12 protein-coding genes are annotated in these 18,353 nt (G+C 49.3%); 10 read left to right on the top strand and 2 right to left on the bottom strand.

Annotation, left to right across the window (positions count from 1 at the left end; all coding sequences use genetic code 11):
• Window positions 1-1,137: 1,137 nt before the first annotated feature.
• The 10 genes from C4S60_RS21800 (at window position 1,138) to C4S60_RS21755 (ending at window position 15,530) form a co-directional block, all read left to right on the top strand.
• A complete protein-coding gene (locus C4S60_RS21800; protein WP_103882439.1) occupies window positions 1,138-2,820 on the top strand; it encodes an ABC transporter substrate-binding protein in 1,683 nt (560 codons plus the stop codon).
• A 155-nt stretch (window positions 2,821-2,975) separates the two neighbouring features.
• On the top strand, window positions 2,976-3,962 hold the full coding sequence (locus C4S60_RS21795) for an ABC transporter permease (protein ID WP_103882437.1): 987 nt from the start codon (window positions 2,976-2,978) through the stop codon (window positions 3,960-3,962).
• Window positions 3,963-3,964: 2 nt separating this feature from the next.
• Window positions 3,965-4,990, top strand: coding sequence for an ABC transporter permease (locus tag C4S60_RS21790; RefSeq protein ID WP_103882435.1), 1,026 nt, complete (start codon window positions 3,965-3,967; stop codon window positions 4,988-4,990).
• Between the two features lie 2 nt (window positions 4,991-4,992).
• Window positions 4,993-5,982: an ABC transporter ATP-binding protein gene (locus C4S60_RS21785; protein WP_103882433.1), complete on the top strand. Its 990-nt coding sequence runs from the start codon at window positions 4,993-4,995 to the stop codon at window positions 5,980-5,982.
• Between the two features lie 48 nt (window positions 5,983-6,030).
• A complete protein-coding gene (locus C4S60_RS21780; RefSeq protein WP_103882431.1) occupies window positions 6,031-7,026 on the top strand; it encodes an ABC transporter ATP-binding protein in 996 nt (331 codons plus the stop codon).
• A gap of 58 nt (window positions 7,027-7,084) precedes the next feature.
• Window positions 7,085-8,794 (top strand): glycoside hydrolase family 9 protein, encoded by a 1,710-nt coding sequence (locus C4S60_RS21775; protein ID WP_103882429.1) that lies wholly within the window; start codon window positions 7,085-7,087, stop codon window positions 8,792-8,794.
• 12 nt (window positions 8,795-8,806) lie between these two features.
• The gene (locus C4S60_RS21770; protein ID WP_103882427.1) at window positions 8,807-9,685 is read left to right on the top strand and encodes a glucosamine kinase nucleotide-binding domain-containing protein; all 879 of its coding nucleotides are present in this window, start codon (window positions 8,807-8,809) and stop codon (window positions 9,683-9,685) included.
• A gap of 9 nt (window positions 9,686-9,694) precedes the next feature.
• Window positions 9,695-11,623 (top strand): beta-N-acetylhexosaminidase, encoded by a 1,929-nt coding sequence (locus tag C4S60_RS21765; protein WP_103882425.1) that lies wholly within the window; start codon window positions 9,695-9,697, stop codon window positions 11,621-11,623.
• Between the two features lie 38 nt (window positions 11,624-11,661).
• Window positions 11,662-14,070, top strand: a complete 2,409-nt coding sequence (locus C4S60_RS21760; protein ID WP_103882424.1) for a glycoside hydrolase family 94 protein — start codon at window positions 11,662-11,664, stop codon at window positions 14,068-14,070.
• 47 nt (window positions 14,071-14,117) lie between these two features.
• Complete coding sequence (locus C4S60_RS21755) at window positions 14,118-15,530, top strand: phosphoglucomutase/phosphomannomutase family protein (protein WP_103882422.1); 1,413 nt, start codon at window positions 14,118-14,120, stop codon at window positions 15,528-15,530.
• A 139-nt stretch (window positions 15,531-15,669) separates the two neighbouring features.
• Here the strand turns inward: C4S60_RS21755 and C4S60_RS21750 are convergent, their stop codons facing one another.
• Together C4S60_RS21750 and C4S60_RS21745 are read right to left on the bottom strand one after the other, a co-directional pair.
• Window positions 15,670-16,701 carry an ABC transporter ATP-binding protein gene (locus tag C4S60_RS21750; protein ID WP_103882420.1) on the bottom strand — a complete coding sequence of 344 codons (1,032 nt, stop codon included), beginning with the start codon at window positions 16,699-16,701 and terminating at the stop codon, window positions 15,670-15,672.
• Window positions 16,701-18,326: an ABC transporter permease gene (locus C4S60_RS21745; RefSeq protein WP_103882418.1), complete on the bottom strand. Its 1,626-nt coding sequence runs from the start codon at window positions 18,324-18,326 to the stop codon at window positions 16,701-16,703. Before C4S60_RS21745 ends, C4S60_RS21750 begins: the two co-directional genes overlap by 1 nt.
• Window positions 18,327-18,353: the final 27 nt, after the last annotated feature.

The raw sequence follows: 18,353 nt of genomic DNA, 5'->3' as shown, positions 1-18,353 counted from the left end.
TAACAATAGTGAGTAAGCCTAAGCGGCTTAAATACTTTCAGACCCTATTTGCTATAAGAGTGCGATATGAAACAGAGAGCAAATAACACGAACTGATCGAATAGCTAGAAGCGCCATTTATGTTCACCAGTTGTGTGGCAAACGTGTTTAGCCATACTCCTGGTGCGGTGAGAATATACTCAAGTGACCTCAAGATGAGCTCCCAAAGGGCGAGTTTACTTGGCTTATATGCTTTGTTAGCGATTTTCGATTTAGAGCCACTAGATCTTCAAATCACTGCCGCGCCTAGAAGCCAAGTAATTCTCGCTGAACACGCATCTTGAGTTTACTTGAGTATACAAACTAAACCACATGACAGTACTATTCATAGCAACGACCTGTTTTTGGCTCTATTGCTCAAGTTCAATCGCTAAATGCACATATTATTGCATATGTTATTGTGACTAATTGGTATTGTGACTAATATAGCGCAAAGAAGTCAGGCCCGTCCTGATTGATAAGGCCTTGGCAATCTTCTTCATTTCCTGCACAGTTTAAAACGTTTGAAGTCCCCATCATAAAGCCCTCCCTTTCCACCACAGCATCCAGCGTTAAAGTAACTTTTTACTTTATGGAAAATAAGCTCAATAATAGCGACGTCAAAGAGTACAAAGCGACATTATTTGCGCCATAAGAACTGCGATTAACGCAGCCATTTAACGACTTTGCGATAGCTATCACAACAAATTGCCATTACTTTTTTCCAACCAGAATTAACGTGAATTTTTATGGCGTGATCTGCATCAACATAGTTATCATCAAGAAAAAAAGTCATACAAAAAATACCACACAAGAATAGCGAGCACTTACATCACCTTAAATTTGGAACTAAAGATGTGATATTCATCACCTGCCAGAAGTGCTCGCATTTTAGACAGTGACGATGGTTTTTAACGTAAATGACGAGAACCAACCCGGATTTGACGATTTTGACGGGACGGGTAATTGATAAATTGTCTTTTAAGGTGTTTTCTTAGTAACGCCTAAGGCCTACAGGCCACTCTTTAGGACCATTTCAAAGAGGTAGGCTTTAGCACAATGTGAGGGAGAAGCAGTTGGGTCTCCCAGTGAAACAAAAGCAAATAGTAAGGAATAGCTATGCTTGCGCATATTAAAAAAACAGCACTAGCGACAGCAATTATTGCGACCGCAGCAACAGGCTTTAGCTCTGTTGCAACCGCTTCAGAACGCAGCGAACTCACTATCCACCCCAAAGAGTTCAACACTTTTGTTCGTAACTTCAACCCTTATTTGGGGGCAACTTATCTGCATACGACGACAGATTTCCTGTATGAACCGCTCGTCGTGTTCAACGAAATGCATGGCAACAAGCCTGTATTCCGTCTGGCAGAGAGCTTCACTATGGCTGATGACCTGATGTCGGTAACGTTCAACATTCGCAAAGGCGTGAAATGGTCTGATGGCGAAACGTTCAATGCCAATGATGTACTGTTCTCATTCAACTTAGTGAAAAATAACCCAGCGCTTGACCAAAGTGGTATCAACTCTTGGGTAACAAAAGTAGAAAAGCTGAATGACTACCAACTTAAGTTCTATACGACTGAAGCGAACTCTAACGTTCCTTACGAAATCGTTAAAGTGCCAATCGTTCCTGAGCACGTCTGGAAAGATGTGAAAGATCCAACGACCTTCACTAACGAAAACCCTGTAGGTTCAGGTCCATTCACCGAAATCGATACGTTTACTCCACAGCTATACGTTCAGTGCCGCAACCCGAACTACTGGGATAACGATAACTTAGAAGTTGATTGTTTGCGTGTACCTCAGATTGCCAACAACGATCAGTTCCTGGGTAAAGTAGTTAACTCTGAGATGGACTGGACATCGTCATTCATCCCGGATATTGACCGCACCTACGCAGCAGCATCGCCAAATCACCAATACTGGTACCCACCAGCGGGTACGCAAGCGTTCCTGGTGAACTTCAAGCATCAGGATACTGCTAAGAAAGAAGCACTGACTAACGTAGACTTCCGTCGCGCCTTCTCCATGGCTCTTGACCGTCAGACTATCATTGATATCGCGTTCTACGGTGGCGGTACGGTGAACGACTTTGCATCTGGTTTGGGTTATGCATTTTCTACCTGGTCAGATGAGAAGACTCACAACAAGTTTAAGGGCTACAACTCTTACGACGTTGAAGGTGCTAAAGCGCTACTGAACAAAGCGGGCTTCAAAGACGTCAATGGTGACGGTTTTGTTGATACACCATCAGGTAAGTCTTTCGAACTGCTTATCCAATCTCCAAACGGCTGGACTGACTTTAACAACACTGTCCAACTTGCGGTAGAGCAACTAGCAGAAGCTGGAATCAAAGCGAAAGCACGTACACCAGATTTCTCTGTGTACAACCAGGCGATGCTAGAGGGTAACTACGACGTTGCTTACACCAACTACTTCCACGGTGCTGATCCTTACACTTACTGGAACTCTGGCTACAACTCAGCACTGCAAAGTGGTGAAGGTATGCCTCGTTTCGCAATGCACTTCTACAAGAATGCAGAGCTAGACAAGCTACTAAACAGCTTCTACAAAACAGCGAACAAAGATGAGCAGCTAGAAATTGCTCACGGCATCCAGAAGATCATCGCTCAGGATCAAGTAACCATTCCTGTTATGTCAGGTGCTTACATGTACCAGTACAACACCTCTCGCTTCGCGGGTTGGTGGAATGAGCAAAATCCTCAAGGTCGTCCAAACATCTGGGCTGGTATCCCAGAACGTCTACTTCACGTACTGGACCTAAAACCAGTTAAGTAAGTAAACACAAACTAAAAGCGGTACATCCGTACCGCTTTCTTCCCCCAAAAATATCACTAACAAATGGTGTGGCGCTCGTCGTCAGGGGGGGACTCGTCTTGAATTTCAGGATGAGGTAACCAGCAAGGAAAAGCTGGGTAATTAAGGTGTAAGTTATGGGTTATTTTTTAAGACGTTTGTCCTTTTATTTGGTAGCGCTGGTCGTCGCTGCCACGATTAATTTTATTATTCCAAGAGCCATGCCGGGTGATCCGGTAACCATGATGTTTGCCAATACGACGGTACAGGTGACACCTGAACGTATCGCAGCAATGAAAGAGCTGCTTGGCTTTGTTGATGGCAACTACTTTGTTCAGTACTTCCACTACATGAAGAACATCCTGAGCTGGGAGCTAGGGACTTCGGTACAGTTCTTCCCACTGTCAGTTAATGAGATCCTGGGCAGTGCATTTGGCTGGTCGTTGTTCCTTGCTGGTACGGCGGTCATTCTATCGTTTTCAATTGGTTCGGTGCTTGGTATTTTCGCCGCCTGGAAACGTGGCTCTCGCTTCGACACGTTTGTCACTCCGGGCATGCTCATTATTCAAGCTATGCCTCAAGTCGTTATCGCCATGATGGCCATGTTCATATTCGCTATTGGCCTGAAGTGGTTCCCAACCGGATACGCCTATACCGCGGGTACATTACCTGACTGGACCAGCTGGGCCTTTATCAAAGATATGCTTTACCACGCAGTTCTGCCTCTGTTCTGTGCCACGGTGATTCAGATTGGTGGCTTCCTGGTCAATATGCGAAACAACATGATCAACCTGCTCAACGAAGACTACATCACGATGGCCAAAGGCAAGGGTCTGAGTGAAAACCGTGTCGTCTTCAACTACGCCGCACGTAATGCACTACTGCCAAGTGTTACCGCACTCTCCATGTCGCTTGGTATCGCGATTGGTGGTCAGCTCATCGTCGAAATTATCTTTAACTATCCTGGCCTTGGTTCGGTGATGCTGAATGCGATTCACGCTCGTGACTACCAGGTTCTGCAAGGGCAACTGCTTGTTATGACTCTGTTTATGCTCTTCTTTAACCTAGCCGCCGACATGCTTTATGTGGTGCTGGATCCACGTCTACGTAAGGGAGGCAAATAACCATGAAAGGTTTCTTAACGCTAGTGTGGCGTAACACCACCGCAAGACTCGGACTGTCGATTATTGGCTTATTTGTGTTTATGGCCGTTGCCGCGCCCCTGATTACTAAACACGCACCAGATAAACGAACCGGAAACCCACACGAATATCCAAGCGCCATCGTCAAACTGGCCAAAGCCAGTCCGGACGGTTGGGTAGCAGAAAATCTGGCAAACGATCGCCGCACACTGTTGATGTCGAAAAAAGCAGACCATGTGATGGGCACCACTCGTATGGGTCGTGACATCTGGTCACAAATTGCCTACGGCGCTCGTGTCTCGCTGATGGTGGGCTTTGGCGCTGGCATTACGGTGTGCTTTCTGGCGACGGTAATTGGTATCTCTGCAGGGTATTTTGGTGGTCGCGTAGACGAGATACTGACGTCAGCTATGAACATCATGCTCGTTATCCCTCCTTTCCCACTGCTGTTTGTGGTGGCCGCTTTCATAGGTGAAGCAGGCCCACTGACCATTGCTCTGGTGATTGGCTGCATGTCCTGGGCCTGGGGTGCCCGGGTGATTCGCTCTCAAACGCTTTCGCTGCGTGAAAAGGAGTTCGTTAAGGCAGCAGAAGTGCTGGGTGAGTCGCGCCTGCGCATCATCTTTGTTGAACTGCTACCAAATCTTATCTCAATCGTAGGTGCGAGCTTCATTGGCTCGGTGATGTACGCCATTTTGATGGAAGCGACCATTTCCTTCCTCGGCATGGGTGACCCGAATACAGTGAGCTGGGGCATCATGCTTTACAACGTACAAACCTCTTCGGCAATGCTGATTGGTGCCTGGTGGGAAGTTATTGCACCTTGTTTGGCCCTTACCCTGCTCGTTACTGGCCTGGCACTGCTTAACTTTGCAGTGGACGAAATTGCTAACCCGCAGCTGCGCTCTCACAAGGGCATGAAGCGCTGGAAGAAAATCGCAGAACAAGACAAGAAAGAGCGTGAAGTAGAAGTTGCGCCACAAAATGCACTATGGAGCGGAGATCGTTAATCATGTCAGAACCACTAATTTCAATCCGCAACCTATGCGTTGACTATATTACCGAGGCGGGCGACGTTCGAGCTTGTAACGATGTCAGCTTCGATATTGGCAAAGGCGAAGTCTTTGGCCTTGCCGGCGAGTCTGGCTGTGGCAAATCAACCGTCGCCTTCTCTTTGATGCGCTTGCATAAGCCACCTGCGTATATCAGCGGCGGTGAAGTGCTGTTTAATGGCGAAGACATTCTTCAGTACAGCGATGAGCGCATGCAAAGCTTTCGCTGGAGTGAAATGTCCATGGTCTTTCAGAGCGCCATGAACGCTCTGAACCCGGTACTGACGATGGAAGAGCAGTTCTGCGATGTGATCATGCGACACACTAACATGACCCGAGAGCAGGCGGTGAAGCGTGCTCAGGGGCTGTTAGAAATCGTCGATATTCACCCAAGTCGCCTGAATGACTATCCGCACCAGTTTTCTGGCGGCATGCGTCAGCGTCTGGTGATTGCCATTGCACTGGCACTGAATCCAAAAATGATCATCATGGATGAGCCCACTACCGCACTGGACGTGGTGGTTCAGCGTGAAATCCTGCAAAAGATCTACGCGCTAAAAGAAGAGTTTGGCTTCTCGATCTTATTCATCACCCACGATATCTCTCTGATGGTCGAGTTCTCCGACCGTATCGGCATCATGTATTCCGGTGAGTTAATTGAAGTGGCGCCTTCGAAGCAGATCCTTGAGTCGCCTTATCACCCGTACACCAAGGGGTTGGGCAATTCATTCCCTCCTCTGACCGGACCGAAAACTAAGTTGGCCGGCATTCCAGGTAATCCGCTTAACTTATTAGAGATCCCACAAGGTTGTCGCTTCCAGGCTCGTTGTGATCGGGTACATGAAACCTGTACTCGCGTACCGACCCAACTGCGCCAGATTGAACACAACCGTTTTTCAAACTGTCACTTATACGGCGACACCATCGCGGTAGCGCAAGAGTTGTCATAAGCAACCAGCAACCAATGAGCAAGTTATACAAGGAATTTCTGGAGAAACATGATGAGCAACTATGGTGAACTTTTGATTGAAGGCAACAATGTTGTCAAAGATTTCCCAATTAACAGTAATGCGCTATCGCAACCTATGATGCGTGCTATCAATGACGTGTCATTCAAAATGTACAAGAGCCGCGGCCTTGCCGTGGTGGGTGAATCGGGCTCAGGTAAGTCTACAACAGCCAAAATGATCGCCAAGATGTACGCCCCCAGTGGTGGAGAGATCAAATACCGTGGTCGTGATATTCAGGAGATCAAATCGCGCTCTGATCTGATGCAATATCGTGAAGGAGTTCAAATGGTTTGGCAGGATCCGTTCGGCTCACTGAACCCGACACATACCATTTTCCATCACATCGCCCGACCGCTGTTGATTCACAACAAGGTCTCAAAAGGCAATAAGAAAGAGTTGCAGGAGCGCGTCTATGGTCTGCTGGAGCAAGTAGGTCTGATCCCGCCGAAAGAAACCGCAGCAAAATACCCGCACCAGCTTTCCGGTGGTCAGCGACAACGCGTCAATCTGGCACGAAATATTGCCGTAGGGGCCGAAGTCGTTCTGGCGGATGAGCCAACGTCAATGCTCGACGTATCAATCCGTGCCGGTGTGCTAAACCTGATGGAAGAGATGAAATTCGAAAAGCAGATGTCGTTGCTTTACATCACTCATGATATCGCAACAGCACGCTATATCGCGGAAGACATTTCTGTGATGTACGTTGGTCACATGGTGGAATGGGGCGATACCGATGAAGTCATCGCGAATCCTCAGCATCCATACACCCAGCTACTGGTCTCTGCCGTGCCGGATCCGAAAAAATCGATTCACGAAAAACTAAAGGGCAATAAGGGCGAAATTCCGCTCTGGACACCCGCCTCTGTCGGCTGTCCTTTTGCCGGACGCTGCACCCACGCCACGAGCAAGTGTACAGAAGCCTTGCCAAGCGTGACCCAACTGGCCGAAAACCACTTTGTACGTTGTTACCTGTACGAAGATTAACATCACGCTCCCCGTTATTCGGGGAGCCTCTCACAGAAAAACGTGAACGGAATACACCATGCAATTGCTAACAAATCATATTGGCTATCATAAACACAGTGCGAAACGTGCGGTGTTAATGTGCCCAACGCCTCCTGCAGAGGTAGCCAGCGCCTACTTAGTCGATGCGCAATCGGAAGAGATTGCCATGGAGCTTAACCTGGTGGGGGGATCTCAGGTCGACAACTGGCATTTTGGTGTATTTTTTATTCTTGATTTCACCGATTGGCGTAAAACAGGCCAGTATTACATCCGCTATCGTGATGTCCGTTCACACACCTTTGAGATAGCGTCGCATTCGCTTTATAACCGTAGCTTTTCTGATGTCATTCATTACTTTAAGTCACAGCGATGTGGGGGGACATTTGACGCTCAAGACCGGGAAATTTCCGCCGTCGACAGCGAGCAAAAAGTGGATGTTCATGGCGGCTGGTACGATGCCTCTGGCGACGTCAGTAAATATCTGAGTCACCTGTCCTACGCCAATTACCTTAACCCACAGCAAACCCCTATGGTTGTGTGGAACATGCTTAAGGCTCATGAGGTTCTGTTTGCCAACGAAGCGACCGCGAACTTTGTCGCCTCCCGATTACTGGAAGAGGCGTTGCATGGTGCCGAGTTTTTAGCGCGGATGCAGCATCGTGATGGCTACTTCTACATGACGGTTTTCGACAAGTGGAGCAAAGACACGCAGCAGCGTGAAATCTGCAGTTACGAAACGCAACTGGGGCACAAGAAGGCCGACTATCAGGCCGGTTTTCGACAAGGCGGAGGGGTTACCATAGCAGCCCTCGCCAAGGCCAGCCAACAGTCGCAAATCGGCAAGAAACAGCAACAAGACTTCCTGGAACGCGCCAGGTCAGGCTACTGGCACCTAAAACAGCACAATATTCAATATCTGAATGACGCGACCGTCAACATCATCGATGAATACTGTGCGTTGCTGGCCAGCGTCGAGCTGTATCGTGCAACCGGAGAAGAAAGCTACCTCTCTGAGTCCCGCCTGTGGGCTGACAGTCTGACGCAGCGCGCCCATAGCGATGACAACCTGTCGTTCTTCTGGTCCAGTAATAAAGATGGATCACGACCGTTTTATCACGCTGCTGAAGCAGGTTTACCGGTGATTGCACTCACAGAATACCTAGCGGTAGAGCACAACGAAAAACGACAGAAAGAAGTCGCCAACCTCATCACTCGAGCCTGTCAGTTTGAACTGTCTGTCAGCTCAGAAGTGTTTAACCCGTTCGGCTACCCGAGACAATATGTGAAAGGGGTTAATGAAGCGCCGCGAACCGCCTTCTTTATTCCGCACGACAACGAATCTGGCTATTGGTGGCAAGGCGAGAATGCCAGAATCGCTTCCCTTGCCTCCATGGCTTTCGTCGCCCAACCCGCGCTCACAGATACCGATCTGCAACAACAGCTCAGCGACTACGCTGGGCGCTGCATCGACTGGGTTCTGGGGTTCAACCCATATGACATGTGCATGTTAGATGGCCATGGTTTGAATAACCCTGATTATCTGCCCCAGATTGGTTTCTACAATGCTCTTGGTGGCATTTGTAACGGCATTACCGGTGGCTTCGACGACGAACGAGACATCGCGTTCAATCCGGAAAAGCAAAAAGATGACATGCTGCAGAACTGGCGCTGGGGAGAGCAGTGGATCCCCCATGGCGGATGGTTTTTATTGGCTGTGGCGCTTTGGCATAACCACTATAAAAAATAACAGGTGATTTCAATGGCTAGGTTTAAAGCAGGTATAGACGGCGGCGGCACCTCTTGTCGCGCAAGAGTCGTCGACGACGAAGGTCGTTTAATCGGAGAAGCTAAGAGTGGCAGTGCCAACATCATGTTGGGCGCTCAACTCGCCATGGACGCGATCATTGAAGCGGTCAGCAACGCTCTTAGTCAGGGGGGCTATGATGCCGCTGAGCTGTCTCAGGTAGAGGTGGGACTCGCCCTGGCTGGCGCGGAACACAAAGCAAGTTATCAGGACTTTATGGACACCCCCCACCCATTCGCCAGCGTGACATTGAACACCGATGGCTATGGTGCCTGTCTGGGTGCGCATCAAGGCAAAGACGGTGCCATCATGATTGCAGGAACGGGCTCTGTTGGCTTGTTTATTTCCAATGGGGAACAGCAGGTTGTGGGTGGCCGAGAGTTCCCGATTTCTGATCAGGGAGGCGGTGCTGTCATGGGACTGCGCCTCATTCAGGAAGTGCTGCTTATTCAGGACGGCATTGGAGCCCCTTCTCCACTCGCAGACATCGTAATGAACCATTTCGATCACGATATTGATCGGATTGTCGACTGGTCGAAGTCTGCGCTACCCAGAGACTACGGCCAGTTCTCCCCAGCGATCTTCGAATACGCTTATCTCAACGATGGCCTGGCGAAGAAACTATTGTTACAGACAGCGCAGGACATAGAGATGCTGTTAACAGCACTGAACCAGCGTGGCGCCAAAGAAATCTGCCTGATGGGCAGCATCGCTGAGCGCATTTTCGACTGGTTGTCGCCCGCGGCACAGCGTTGGATCGTTTCACCAAAAGGTGACGCGATGGAGGGTGCTTTAATGATGGCAGGTCACTCTGCCCACAATCTTTACGATTGAGGAATGGATATGGATTTTCGTGTCGATCTGGCAGTGATTGAAATCTTGCCCAAAGGATGTCGATTCGGGTTAACACTGCATAACTTATCAGACAAAAGCTACGCTGCCTGGCGTCTCTGCTTTGCATTCGACCGCCACATCGAACCTCAAAGCTTATCCTGCGGAAACCTGACACAGGTTGGAAGCTTCTGCACATTATCGATTGACGAAGCAGCGCTGTATGCCAACAACCACGTGTACGTTGAATTTGCGATTTCAACCTCACCATTCAGGCTGCTTTCCGATGGGATTAAAGAAGCATATTTAGACACTGAGCAACTGACCCATCTGCCAGTGCATGTCTCCCCTATTGTATTGAAAGACATTGAGGACCATCCAACACCGTTGCCAGAAGTGGTGTCGGCGCGACATAAACTGATCCCACAACCGGCTTCAATGATCTTCTCACACGGTATTTATGAGTTAACGCGCTATAGTCAGATTTCGGTTGAGCATACCCAAAACCAACCGGCGGCTAACTGGCTGGCCGACGAAATGCAGCGCCTGTTTGATGTAGAGATCAAAGCGATTGGCCAGCGAGATATCCACTTTAAGCACTCGCCTATCCTTGATCCTGAAGAATATAAGCTCTCAGTCAGCGAGGACGGAGTGGTTATCGAGTCCACCAGCCAGTCGGGCTTTATTTATGGTGCGGCAACGTTGATTCAATTGATGGATCACGATGCCGACAGGCAAACGCTCTATGTCCCTTACGTACGGATCCACGACAAACCCCGGTTTGGCTATCGTGGTGTCATGCTCGACAGTGCGCGCAGTTTCCAGAGCCTGGATGAGATCAAGCGACTGATCAACCTGTTCGCCCACTACAAAATCAATACCTTTCACTGGCACCTTACTGATGATGAAGGTTGGCGGGTTGAAATCAAAAAACTGCCAGAGCTCACTGACATCGGCGCCTGGCGCGGACCTGAAGAGGTCCTCGAGCCTCAATTCCACCATATCAGTCAACGTTATGGCGGCTACTATCGCCAGGAAGAGATCCGTGAGGTGATTCAGTTTGCTGCGGCGCGTGGTATTCAAGTGATCCCAGAAATCGATATTCCTGGCCACTGCCGAGCGGCGATCAAATCACTGCCGGAGCTGTTGTCCGACCCAGAGGATCATTCCAAATACCGTAGTGTTCAACACTATAACGACAATACGCTGTCGCCCGGTCTCGACGGCACCTATCAGTTTCTGGATATAGTTCTGGAAGAAGTCGCTGAGCTATTTCCGGCACCTTTTATTCATATTGGTGCGGACGAAGTGCCCGTGGGTGTTTGGCAAAAAAGCGCCCGTTGTATCGCTTTAATGGAAAAACATGGTTACGGCAGCGCCAAAGAGCTGCAGGGCCATCTGCTGCGCTACGCTGAAGACAAACTGAAATCCCTTGGCAAACGAATGCTGGGCTGGGAAGAGGCACATTTTGGTCATAAGGTCAGCAAAGATACCGTTATCTACTCCTGGCTCAGCGAGGAAGCCGCGATCAATTGCGCCAAACTCGGTTATGACGTGGTACTGCAACCCGGACAAACCACTTATCTGGATATGGCTCAAGACCACTGCGCCGCTGAGCCCGGTGTTGACTGGGCTAATGTGATCACTCTGGAGCAAGCCTATCAATATGAACCCTTATCGGAGCTCAGCGCTGATGACCCCATTAAAAAACGTATTCTGGGTATGCAAGCCGCACTATGGACCGAAATCGTCAGTCATCCAGAGCGGATAGACTACATGATATTTCCGCGTTTGCTGGCGCTGGCAGAAACCGCCTGGAGTGAGCCAAACCGAAAAGACTACCGAGCGTTTCTGGCAAGACTAAAGACTCACCGCTCTTTGCTGGACAGGCAAGGCATTCAATATCGAAACCCCTGGTGTCGTACCAGGGAACAACAGTAACAACGAACAAGATTACATCTTTCCATAAGGATATCATCATGCAATACGGCTACTTCGATAACGAGAATCGTGAATATGTTATCACTCGTCCCGATGCTCCCGCGCCATGGACTAACTATCTCGGCACAGAAAAATTCTGTACCGTGATCTCTCACAATGCTGGCGGCTACTCGTTCTACAACTCACCCGAATACAACCGAGTCACCAAATTTCGTCCCAATGCGAGCTTTGATCGCCCGGGACACTATGTATATCTGCGCGATGACGAAACCGGAGATTACTGGTCAATCTCGTGGCAACCGGTCGCCAAAAGTCTCGATGTGGCCAAGTATGAAGTACGCCATGGCCTGTCCTACTCAAAATTCAAGTGCGACTATGCTGGTATTGAAGCAACGAAAACACTGTTTGTTCCCAAAGGAGAAGATGCTGAGATCTGGGACGTAGTAATTCGCAATACCAGTAATAAGCCTCGTACTATCAGTGCGTTCTCCTTTGTCGAGTTCTCTTTCAGCCATATCGCGTCTGACAATCAGAACCACCAGATGTCGCTGTATTCTGCAGGAACGGACTATCAGGATGGCGTCATCGAGTACGACCTGTTCTACAACACCAACGACTTTGAAGGGTTCTATTATCTGGCATCCACTTTTGAACCCGATAGCTATGACGGACAGCGTGATAATTTCCTCGGGGCATACCGAGACGAGTCTAATCCGATAGCAGTCGAACAGGGCCGTTGTTCGAACCATACTCAAACCTGCTACAACCACTGCGGCTCCCTGCACAAGCAGTTTACTATCCAGCCAGGCGAGGAAGTTCGTTTTGCCTATATTCTCGGTATTGGCAAAGGCAACGGTGCACGCTTGCGCGCCAAATATCAGGATTTAACTCAGGTCGATGCAGACTTTGACGCCATCAAGGCTCACTGGGCGCAACGTTGTGCCAAATTCCAAGTGTCATCACCCAATGAAGGTCTGGACACCATGCTGAATACCTGGACTCTGTACCAGGCCGAAACTTGTGTGGTGTGGTCTCGCTTTGCCTCCTTCATTGAAGTGGGTGGGCGCACTGGACTGGGCTATCGCGATACGGCGCAAGATGCCATGGCCGTCCCCCATTCCGCGCCTGAAATGACCAAGAAACGCATCGTCGATCTGCTTCGTGGTCAAGTTAAGGCGGGTTATGGTTTGCACCTGTTCGATCCGGATTGGTTCGACCCTGAGAAAGCGGATGTTAAACCTTCTAAATCCCCTACGGTAGTACCAACTCCTAGCGATGAAGACAAGATCCACGGCATCGCCGATACCTGCTCTGATGACCACCTATGGTTAGTTCCAACTATCTGCCGCTATGTGATGGAAACCGGCGAGATGGATTTCTTCAATGAAGTAATCCCATACGCCGATGGTGGTGATGCTACTGTTTATCAACATATGAAAGCAGCACTTGATTTCACCGATCAACATGTCGGGGCTACGGGTATTGCTAAAGGCCTGCGTGCCGACTGGAACGACTGCCTTAACTTAGGCGGGGGAGAGTCATCCATGGTGGCATTCCTTCACTATTGGGCTCTACAAGAGTTTGTCGATTTAGCACGCAAGCTTGGCCAACTGGATGATGTTGCTCACTACGGACAAATGGCGAAGAAGGTGCAAGACGCCTGTGAGACTCACCTTTGGGATGAAGATGGTGGCTGGTACATCCGCGGAATTACCAAAAATGGCGACAAAGTCGGAACCAACGCGCAAACCGAAGGTAAAGTCCATTTAGAGTCGAATACTTGGGCGGTAGTGTCAGGTGCGGTATCCGAAGAACGCGGTAAGAAAGCGATGGACGCTGTCGATGAATACCTCTACTCAGACTACGGTTTACACCTCAATGCTCCATCGTTCGCTACTCCTAACGACGATATCGGCTTTGTTACTCGGGTTTACCAGGGAGTAAAAGAGAACGGGGCGATTTTCTCTCACCCTAACCCATGGGCATGGGTCGCGGAAGCCAAGTTGGGGCGTGGTGATCAGGCGATGAAGTTCTATGATGCCCTCAACCCGTATAACCAAAATGACATGATTGAAACCCGAGTTACCGAACCATACTCCTACGTGCAATTTATCATGGGACGCGATCACCAAGATCATGGCCGCGCTAACCACCCATGGTTAACCGGTACCTCTGGATGGGCTTACTTTGCAGCGACCAATTACATCCTGGGTGTACGCCTGAGCTTTGATGGTCTGGTTGTCGACCCATGTATTCCGACGTCCTGGCCTGGCTTTACTGTCACCCGAGGGTGGCAGGACGCCACCTTCGACATTACGGTCGAGAACCCGAATGGCGTTAGTAAAGGGGTGCAATCGATCACGCTCAATGGCAAACCCATCAGCGGAGCAATTCCGGCTCAACCCGCGGGTTCCGTCAATCAGGTTCACGTCGTTCTTGGCAAGTAACAAGCAGGATGAGAGAGGCCTCTCTCTCATCCGCAAAGGAGTATAGGATGATCAAATTTGGAACAGGTGGCTGGCGCGCCTTTATTGGCGAAGAGTTTACCAAAGATAATGTCAAGCTGGTTGCTCAGGCACTGGCAAATATTATTAATGCTGAAGGGGTCGCGGAGCGTGGTTTCATCATCGGCTATGACCGTCGTTTTCTATCCGATAAAGCCGGCCGCTGGTTTGCCGAAGTACTGGCAGCCAATCAGGTTCCGGTGCATTTTATCAATAAGTTTGTGCCTACGCCGATTGTCATGTTTAAGGCCAAAAGCATGAACTGCGCTTACTCAGCATGCATCACCGCCTCACACAACCCTGCTGACTACAACGGCATTAAGGTGTTTATCGAAGGTGGACGTGATGCAGATGAAATCATTACTGAGAAAATCGAATCGCAAATTGCCGCATTGCAGTTAACCGATGTCCAGTCGGTAGACTTTGATAGTGCAGTGGAGCTGGGGCAGATCATCGAGATCAATCCAATGAACGAGTTCGTCGATTCCATTATCGATCTGATCGATATCGAGTCGATTAAGAAAGCCAATTTACGCGTATTGATCGACCCTATGTTTGGGGTGGCTAAAAATGCGCTGCAAACCGTACTCATCAATGGGCGCTGTGACGTCGATGTCATCAACGACGGTAAGAATCCCGACTTCGGAGGGTTGATGCCGTCACCCAGCGCAGCCACTCTGTATCGACTGAAACATCTGGTGGCAGCAGAAGGCTATGACATCGGTATCGGTACCGACGGTGACGCGGACCGTTTGGGGATCATTGATGAGAAGGGTAACTTTATTCACCCCAATGAAGTGTTAATGCTGCTCTACTACTACCTGCTGGAATACAAAGGCTGGCGCGGTTCGGTAGTTCGCAACATCGCGACGACTCACCTATTGGATCGAATAGCCGAAAGTTACGGAGAAAAGAGCTTTGAGGTTCCCGTAGGCTTTAAGCACATCAGTGCCCAAATGGAGGCGGACGACTCTCTGATTGGAGGGGAAAGTTCCGGCGGTCTGACAATTCGCGGACATATCAAAGGTAAGGATGGCGTGTTCGCTTCCAGTCTGCTGGTGGAGATGCTCAGTGTCACCAACAAGAAACTCTCTGAGTTGCTGAATGAAATCTATACCAAATACGGCTATGCCTATACCGCCGAAGGTGACTGCAGTTTTAAGCAAGGCCAGAAGGACAGTTTGTACCACAAACTGTACGTGGAAAAGCAGCTTCCTGAGTTTGACTATGATATAGACAAAGTCAGTTACTCCGATGGGGCAAAAGTGTATTTCAAAAATGGCGGCTGGGTCATTGCTCGCTTCTCTGGCACTGAGCCGCTGTTACGGATCTTTTGTGAGATGGAAGATAAAACACAAGCCGAATATGTTCTTCAGCAGATGAAAGACTTTTTGTCCTTGTAGTCTCTGTTCCCTTCACTTTTTGCTCTATGGTGCATCGATTCACCTGTCGATACACTCAATGGCAAAAAGCTCCCTATAGGTGAAGAACATTTTAGCCCGGTCGACTGTCACCGGGCTTTTTTTATGTGGATGACAAGCATTAAGCAAATGCCACAATCCCTTGAGATTCAACACTGACTGCAACACCTTGCCCCACTTCCAGCGCTTCCATTGAGGTCGCCACGACTTTATTGCCCTCGATATCAATCACATAGCGGCAGTGGTCACCCATAAAGTGCTGCTCCAGCACCTCAATAGAGCTGCTTTCAGACGCACTCAATTGGACGTGCTGAGGTCTTAATAGTAATTGGCACTGCTGGCCCGGCTCAATCAAAGTACACGATGACGCTTCGATTTGACCAATGGCGGTTTCAAATGATGTCCCTGACAGGTAGTGAGCTGCTAAATAACTCCCCCCACCAAGAAAATCGGCAACAAAACGGCTCGACGGACAGAAATACAATTCAGATGCGCTACCGTATTGCTCAATCACCCCTTGATTCATCACCGCCATTTTATCAGCAAAAGCGAACGCTTCTTCTCGACTGTGTGTCACAAAGATCGCGGTGACACCCTGCTTCTTAAAGATTTTCCGGATCTGCTGAATCAGCTCATGACGCACCTGAGTATCGATATTGGAAAACGGTTCATCCAGTAGCAGTAGATCCGGCTTGTAAGCCAGACTTCGCGCAATCGCGACACGCTGTTGCTGACCGCCTGATAATTGATGCGGATAGCGATCACTGAACTGTTCCAGGTGTACCAGAGTCAGCATTTCATTGACGATGGCCTCCTGCTGTGATTTGGCGACACCTTTGAGGCCAAATGCGACATTCTGTGCCACGGTCAAATGCGGGAACAGTGCGTAATCCTGGAAAATCATACCAATGTTGCGCTGCTCTGGGGGCAACCAGGCTTCGCCATCATCAATCACTCGCTGTCCCAGCGTCATGGTTCCCTGAGACAGAGGGATCAATCCGGCAATCGCTTTGAGCAGTGTGGTTTTACCGCAGCCACTCGCACCAAGAAGACAAACGATTTCACCTTGTTCAACCTGCAACGACAGCGCCTCAAGAATGGTCTGTTCGTCATATTTACAAGAAAGGTTTTCGATAGACAAAGCCGTGGTCATTAGTGATTTTGCTCCAGTGAACGATTGACGATGATAAGTGGTAACAGCCCGACAAAAACAAGCAGAACAGCGGGCATCGCAGCCAGTTCCAGATGTTCATCCGAGGCGAAGTTGTAGACGTAAGTAGCCAGCGTCTCAAAATTGAACGGGCGTAATAACAGGGCGGCATTGAGTTCTTTCATAGATTCAATGAACACCAGTAATCCGGCAATTAACACCCCGCGTTTGATCAGCGGCAAATGAACGCGTCTCAACATCTGATTGCTTTGACAGCCCATGGTCCGCGATGCCATATCTAAAGAAGGAGAGACCTTGCTAAGACTGGTTTCAATACTACCTATCGCTACGGCTGAAAAACGAACCACCATAGCAAAAATCAGTGCAAACATTGAGCCAGAAAAGATCAGTCCCGGACGCTGCCAGTCCATCCACTTGGCAAAATCATTGACGCTATGATCCATAAACAGCACAGTTACCATCACCCCGATAGCCAGAACCGTCCCGGGGACGGCATAGCCCAGCGACGACGCACGCATAAAGACCACACTTTGTCGATTAGGCGACAACCGACGATAGAAATTGACCACCAAAGCGACGATGACACCAATCACAGCGGCAATCAACGACACCTTCAGGCTGTTGAGGGCGTAAACCTGAAACTCTTCAGTCCAGCTCTGGGCGAAATACTTGTAAGCGTAGATAATCAACTGAGCGAGCGGGAAAATGAACGCCACGGACACCAGTCCCCAGCACCAAAACAGCGCCAGCCACTTCTTCCAGCCCGTCAGTTCATAACGAAAATCCTCATGACTGTTGTACTGACTCTGAAATAACTTCTGTTTACGTCGACTGTAACGTTCAGCCCCGAGCAACAGAACAATCGCGACCATCATTAATGCTGAAATTTTTGCTGCTGCGCTTAAGCTGGAATAGCCAAGCCAAGTATCGTACACCGCCGTCGTCAGTGTGCTGACGGCAAAGTAACTGACCGTACCAAAGTCCCCAATCGTCTCCATCGCCACCAATGAAAGACCCACAGCTATGGAGGGGCGTGCCAATGGTAAAGAAATACGACGGAAACTCTCCAGTGGCGAGCACTTCAACAGCCTGGCGGATTGCAGCAAGGAAACGTTTTGCTCCATAAACGCCGCACGACAGAGCAAGTAAACATAGGGATAAAGCACCAGAGATAGCACCATCGTAGCGCCGCCCACAGTACGGATATCCGGGAACCAGTATTCACCGGCCTGCCAGCCTGTCAGGTCGCGTAGCCAAATCTGAATCGGTCCGGCAAAGTCAAACCAATCGGTAAAGATATAGCCAATGATGTATCCCGGCATGGCCAAAGGCAGTACCAACGCCCACTGTAGGATTTTCTCAGTAGGTAGCCTACACATGGCCATGAGCCAGGCACTGGGGACACCCAGAACGAGGGACAACAACATGACACCAACAACCAATTTGACCGTATTCAGGATATAGGTCGGCATCACCGTAGACATCAGATGTGAGAACAGGTCACTTGATTCACCAAGCGCTGTGTAGAAGATCGCTAAAATAGGCAAAACCAGTAGTAGAGTCAGTACTCCACTACTGGTTTTCCAAACAACATTTTTTTCTTTCATTGCCTAAACATACAGCAGGCGACACGA

It is taken from the genome of Vibrio hangzhouensis, from assembly GCF_900107935.1.
Taxonomy (GTDB): Bacteria; Pseudomonadota; Gammaproteobacteria; order Enterobacterales; family Vibrionaceae; genus Vibrio; species Vibrio hangzhouensis.
Note: the sequence above shows the minus strand (reverse complement) of the source record. Positions and strands in the feature narration are given on the sequence as shown.

Coding starts and splice junctions, on each gene's coding strand:
- C4S60_RS21800 (WP_103882439.1), top strand. CDS start 1,138: ATGCTTGCGCATATTAAAAAAACAGCACTAGCGACAGCAATTATTGCG.
- C4S60_RS21795 (WP_103882437.1), top strand. CDS start 2,976: ATGGGTTATTTTTTAAGACGTTTGTCCTTTTATTTGGTAGCGCTGGTC.
- C4S60_RS21790 (WP_103882435.1), top strand. CDS start 3,965: ATGAAAGGTTTCTTAACGCTAGTGTGGCGTAACACCACCGCAAGACTC.
- C4S60_RS21785 (WP_103882433.1), top strand. CDS start 4,993: ATGTCAGAACCACTAATTTCAATCCGCAACCTATGCGTTGACTATATT.
- C4S60_RS21780 (WP_103882431.1), top strand. CDS start 6,031: ATGATGAGCAACTATGGTGAACTTTTGATTGAAGGCAACAATGTTGTC.
- C4S60_RS21775 (WP_103882429.1), top strand. CDS start 7,085: ATGCAATTGCTAACAAATCATATTGGCTATCATAAACACAGTGCGAAA.
- C4S60_RS21770 (WP_103882427.1), top strand. CDS start 8,807: ATGGCTAGGTTTAAAGCAGGTATAGACGGCGGCGGCACCTCTTGTCGC.
- C4S60_RS21765 (WP_103882425.1), top strand. CDS start 9,695: ATGGATTTTCGTGTCGATCTGGCAGTGATTGAAATCTTGCCCAAAGGA.
- C4S60_RS21760 (WP_103882424.1), top strand. CDS start 11,662: ATGCAATACGGCTACTTCGATAACGAGAATCGTGAATATGTTATCACT.
- C4S60_RS21755 (WP_103882422.1), top strand. CDS start 14,118: ATGATCAAATTTGGAACAGGTGGCTGGCGCGCCTTTATTGGCGAAGAG.
- C4S60_RS21750 (WP_103882420.1), bottom strand. CDS start 16,701: ATGACCACGGCTTTGTCTATCGAAAACCTTTCTTGTAAATATGACGAA.
- C4S60_RS21745 (WP_103882418.1), bottom strand. CDS start 18,326: ATGAAAGAAAAAAATGTTGTTTGGAAAACCAGTAGTGGAGTACTGACT.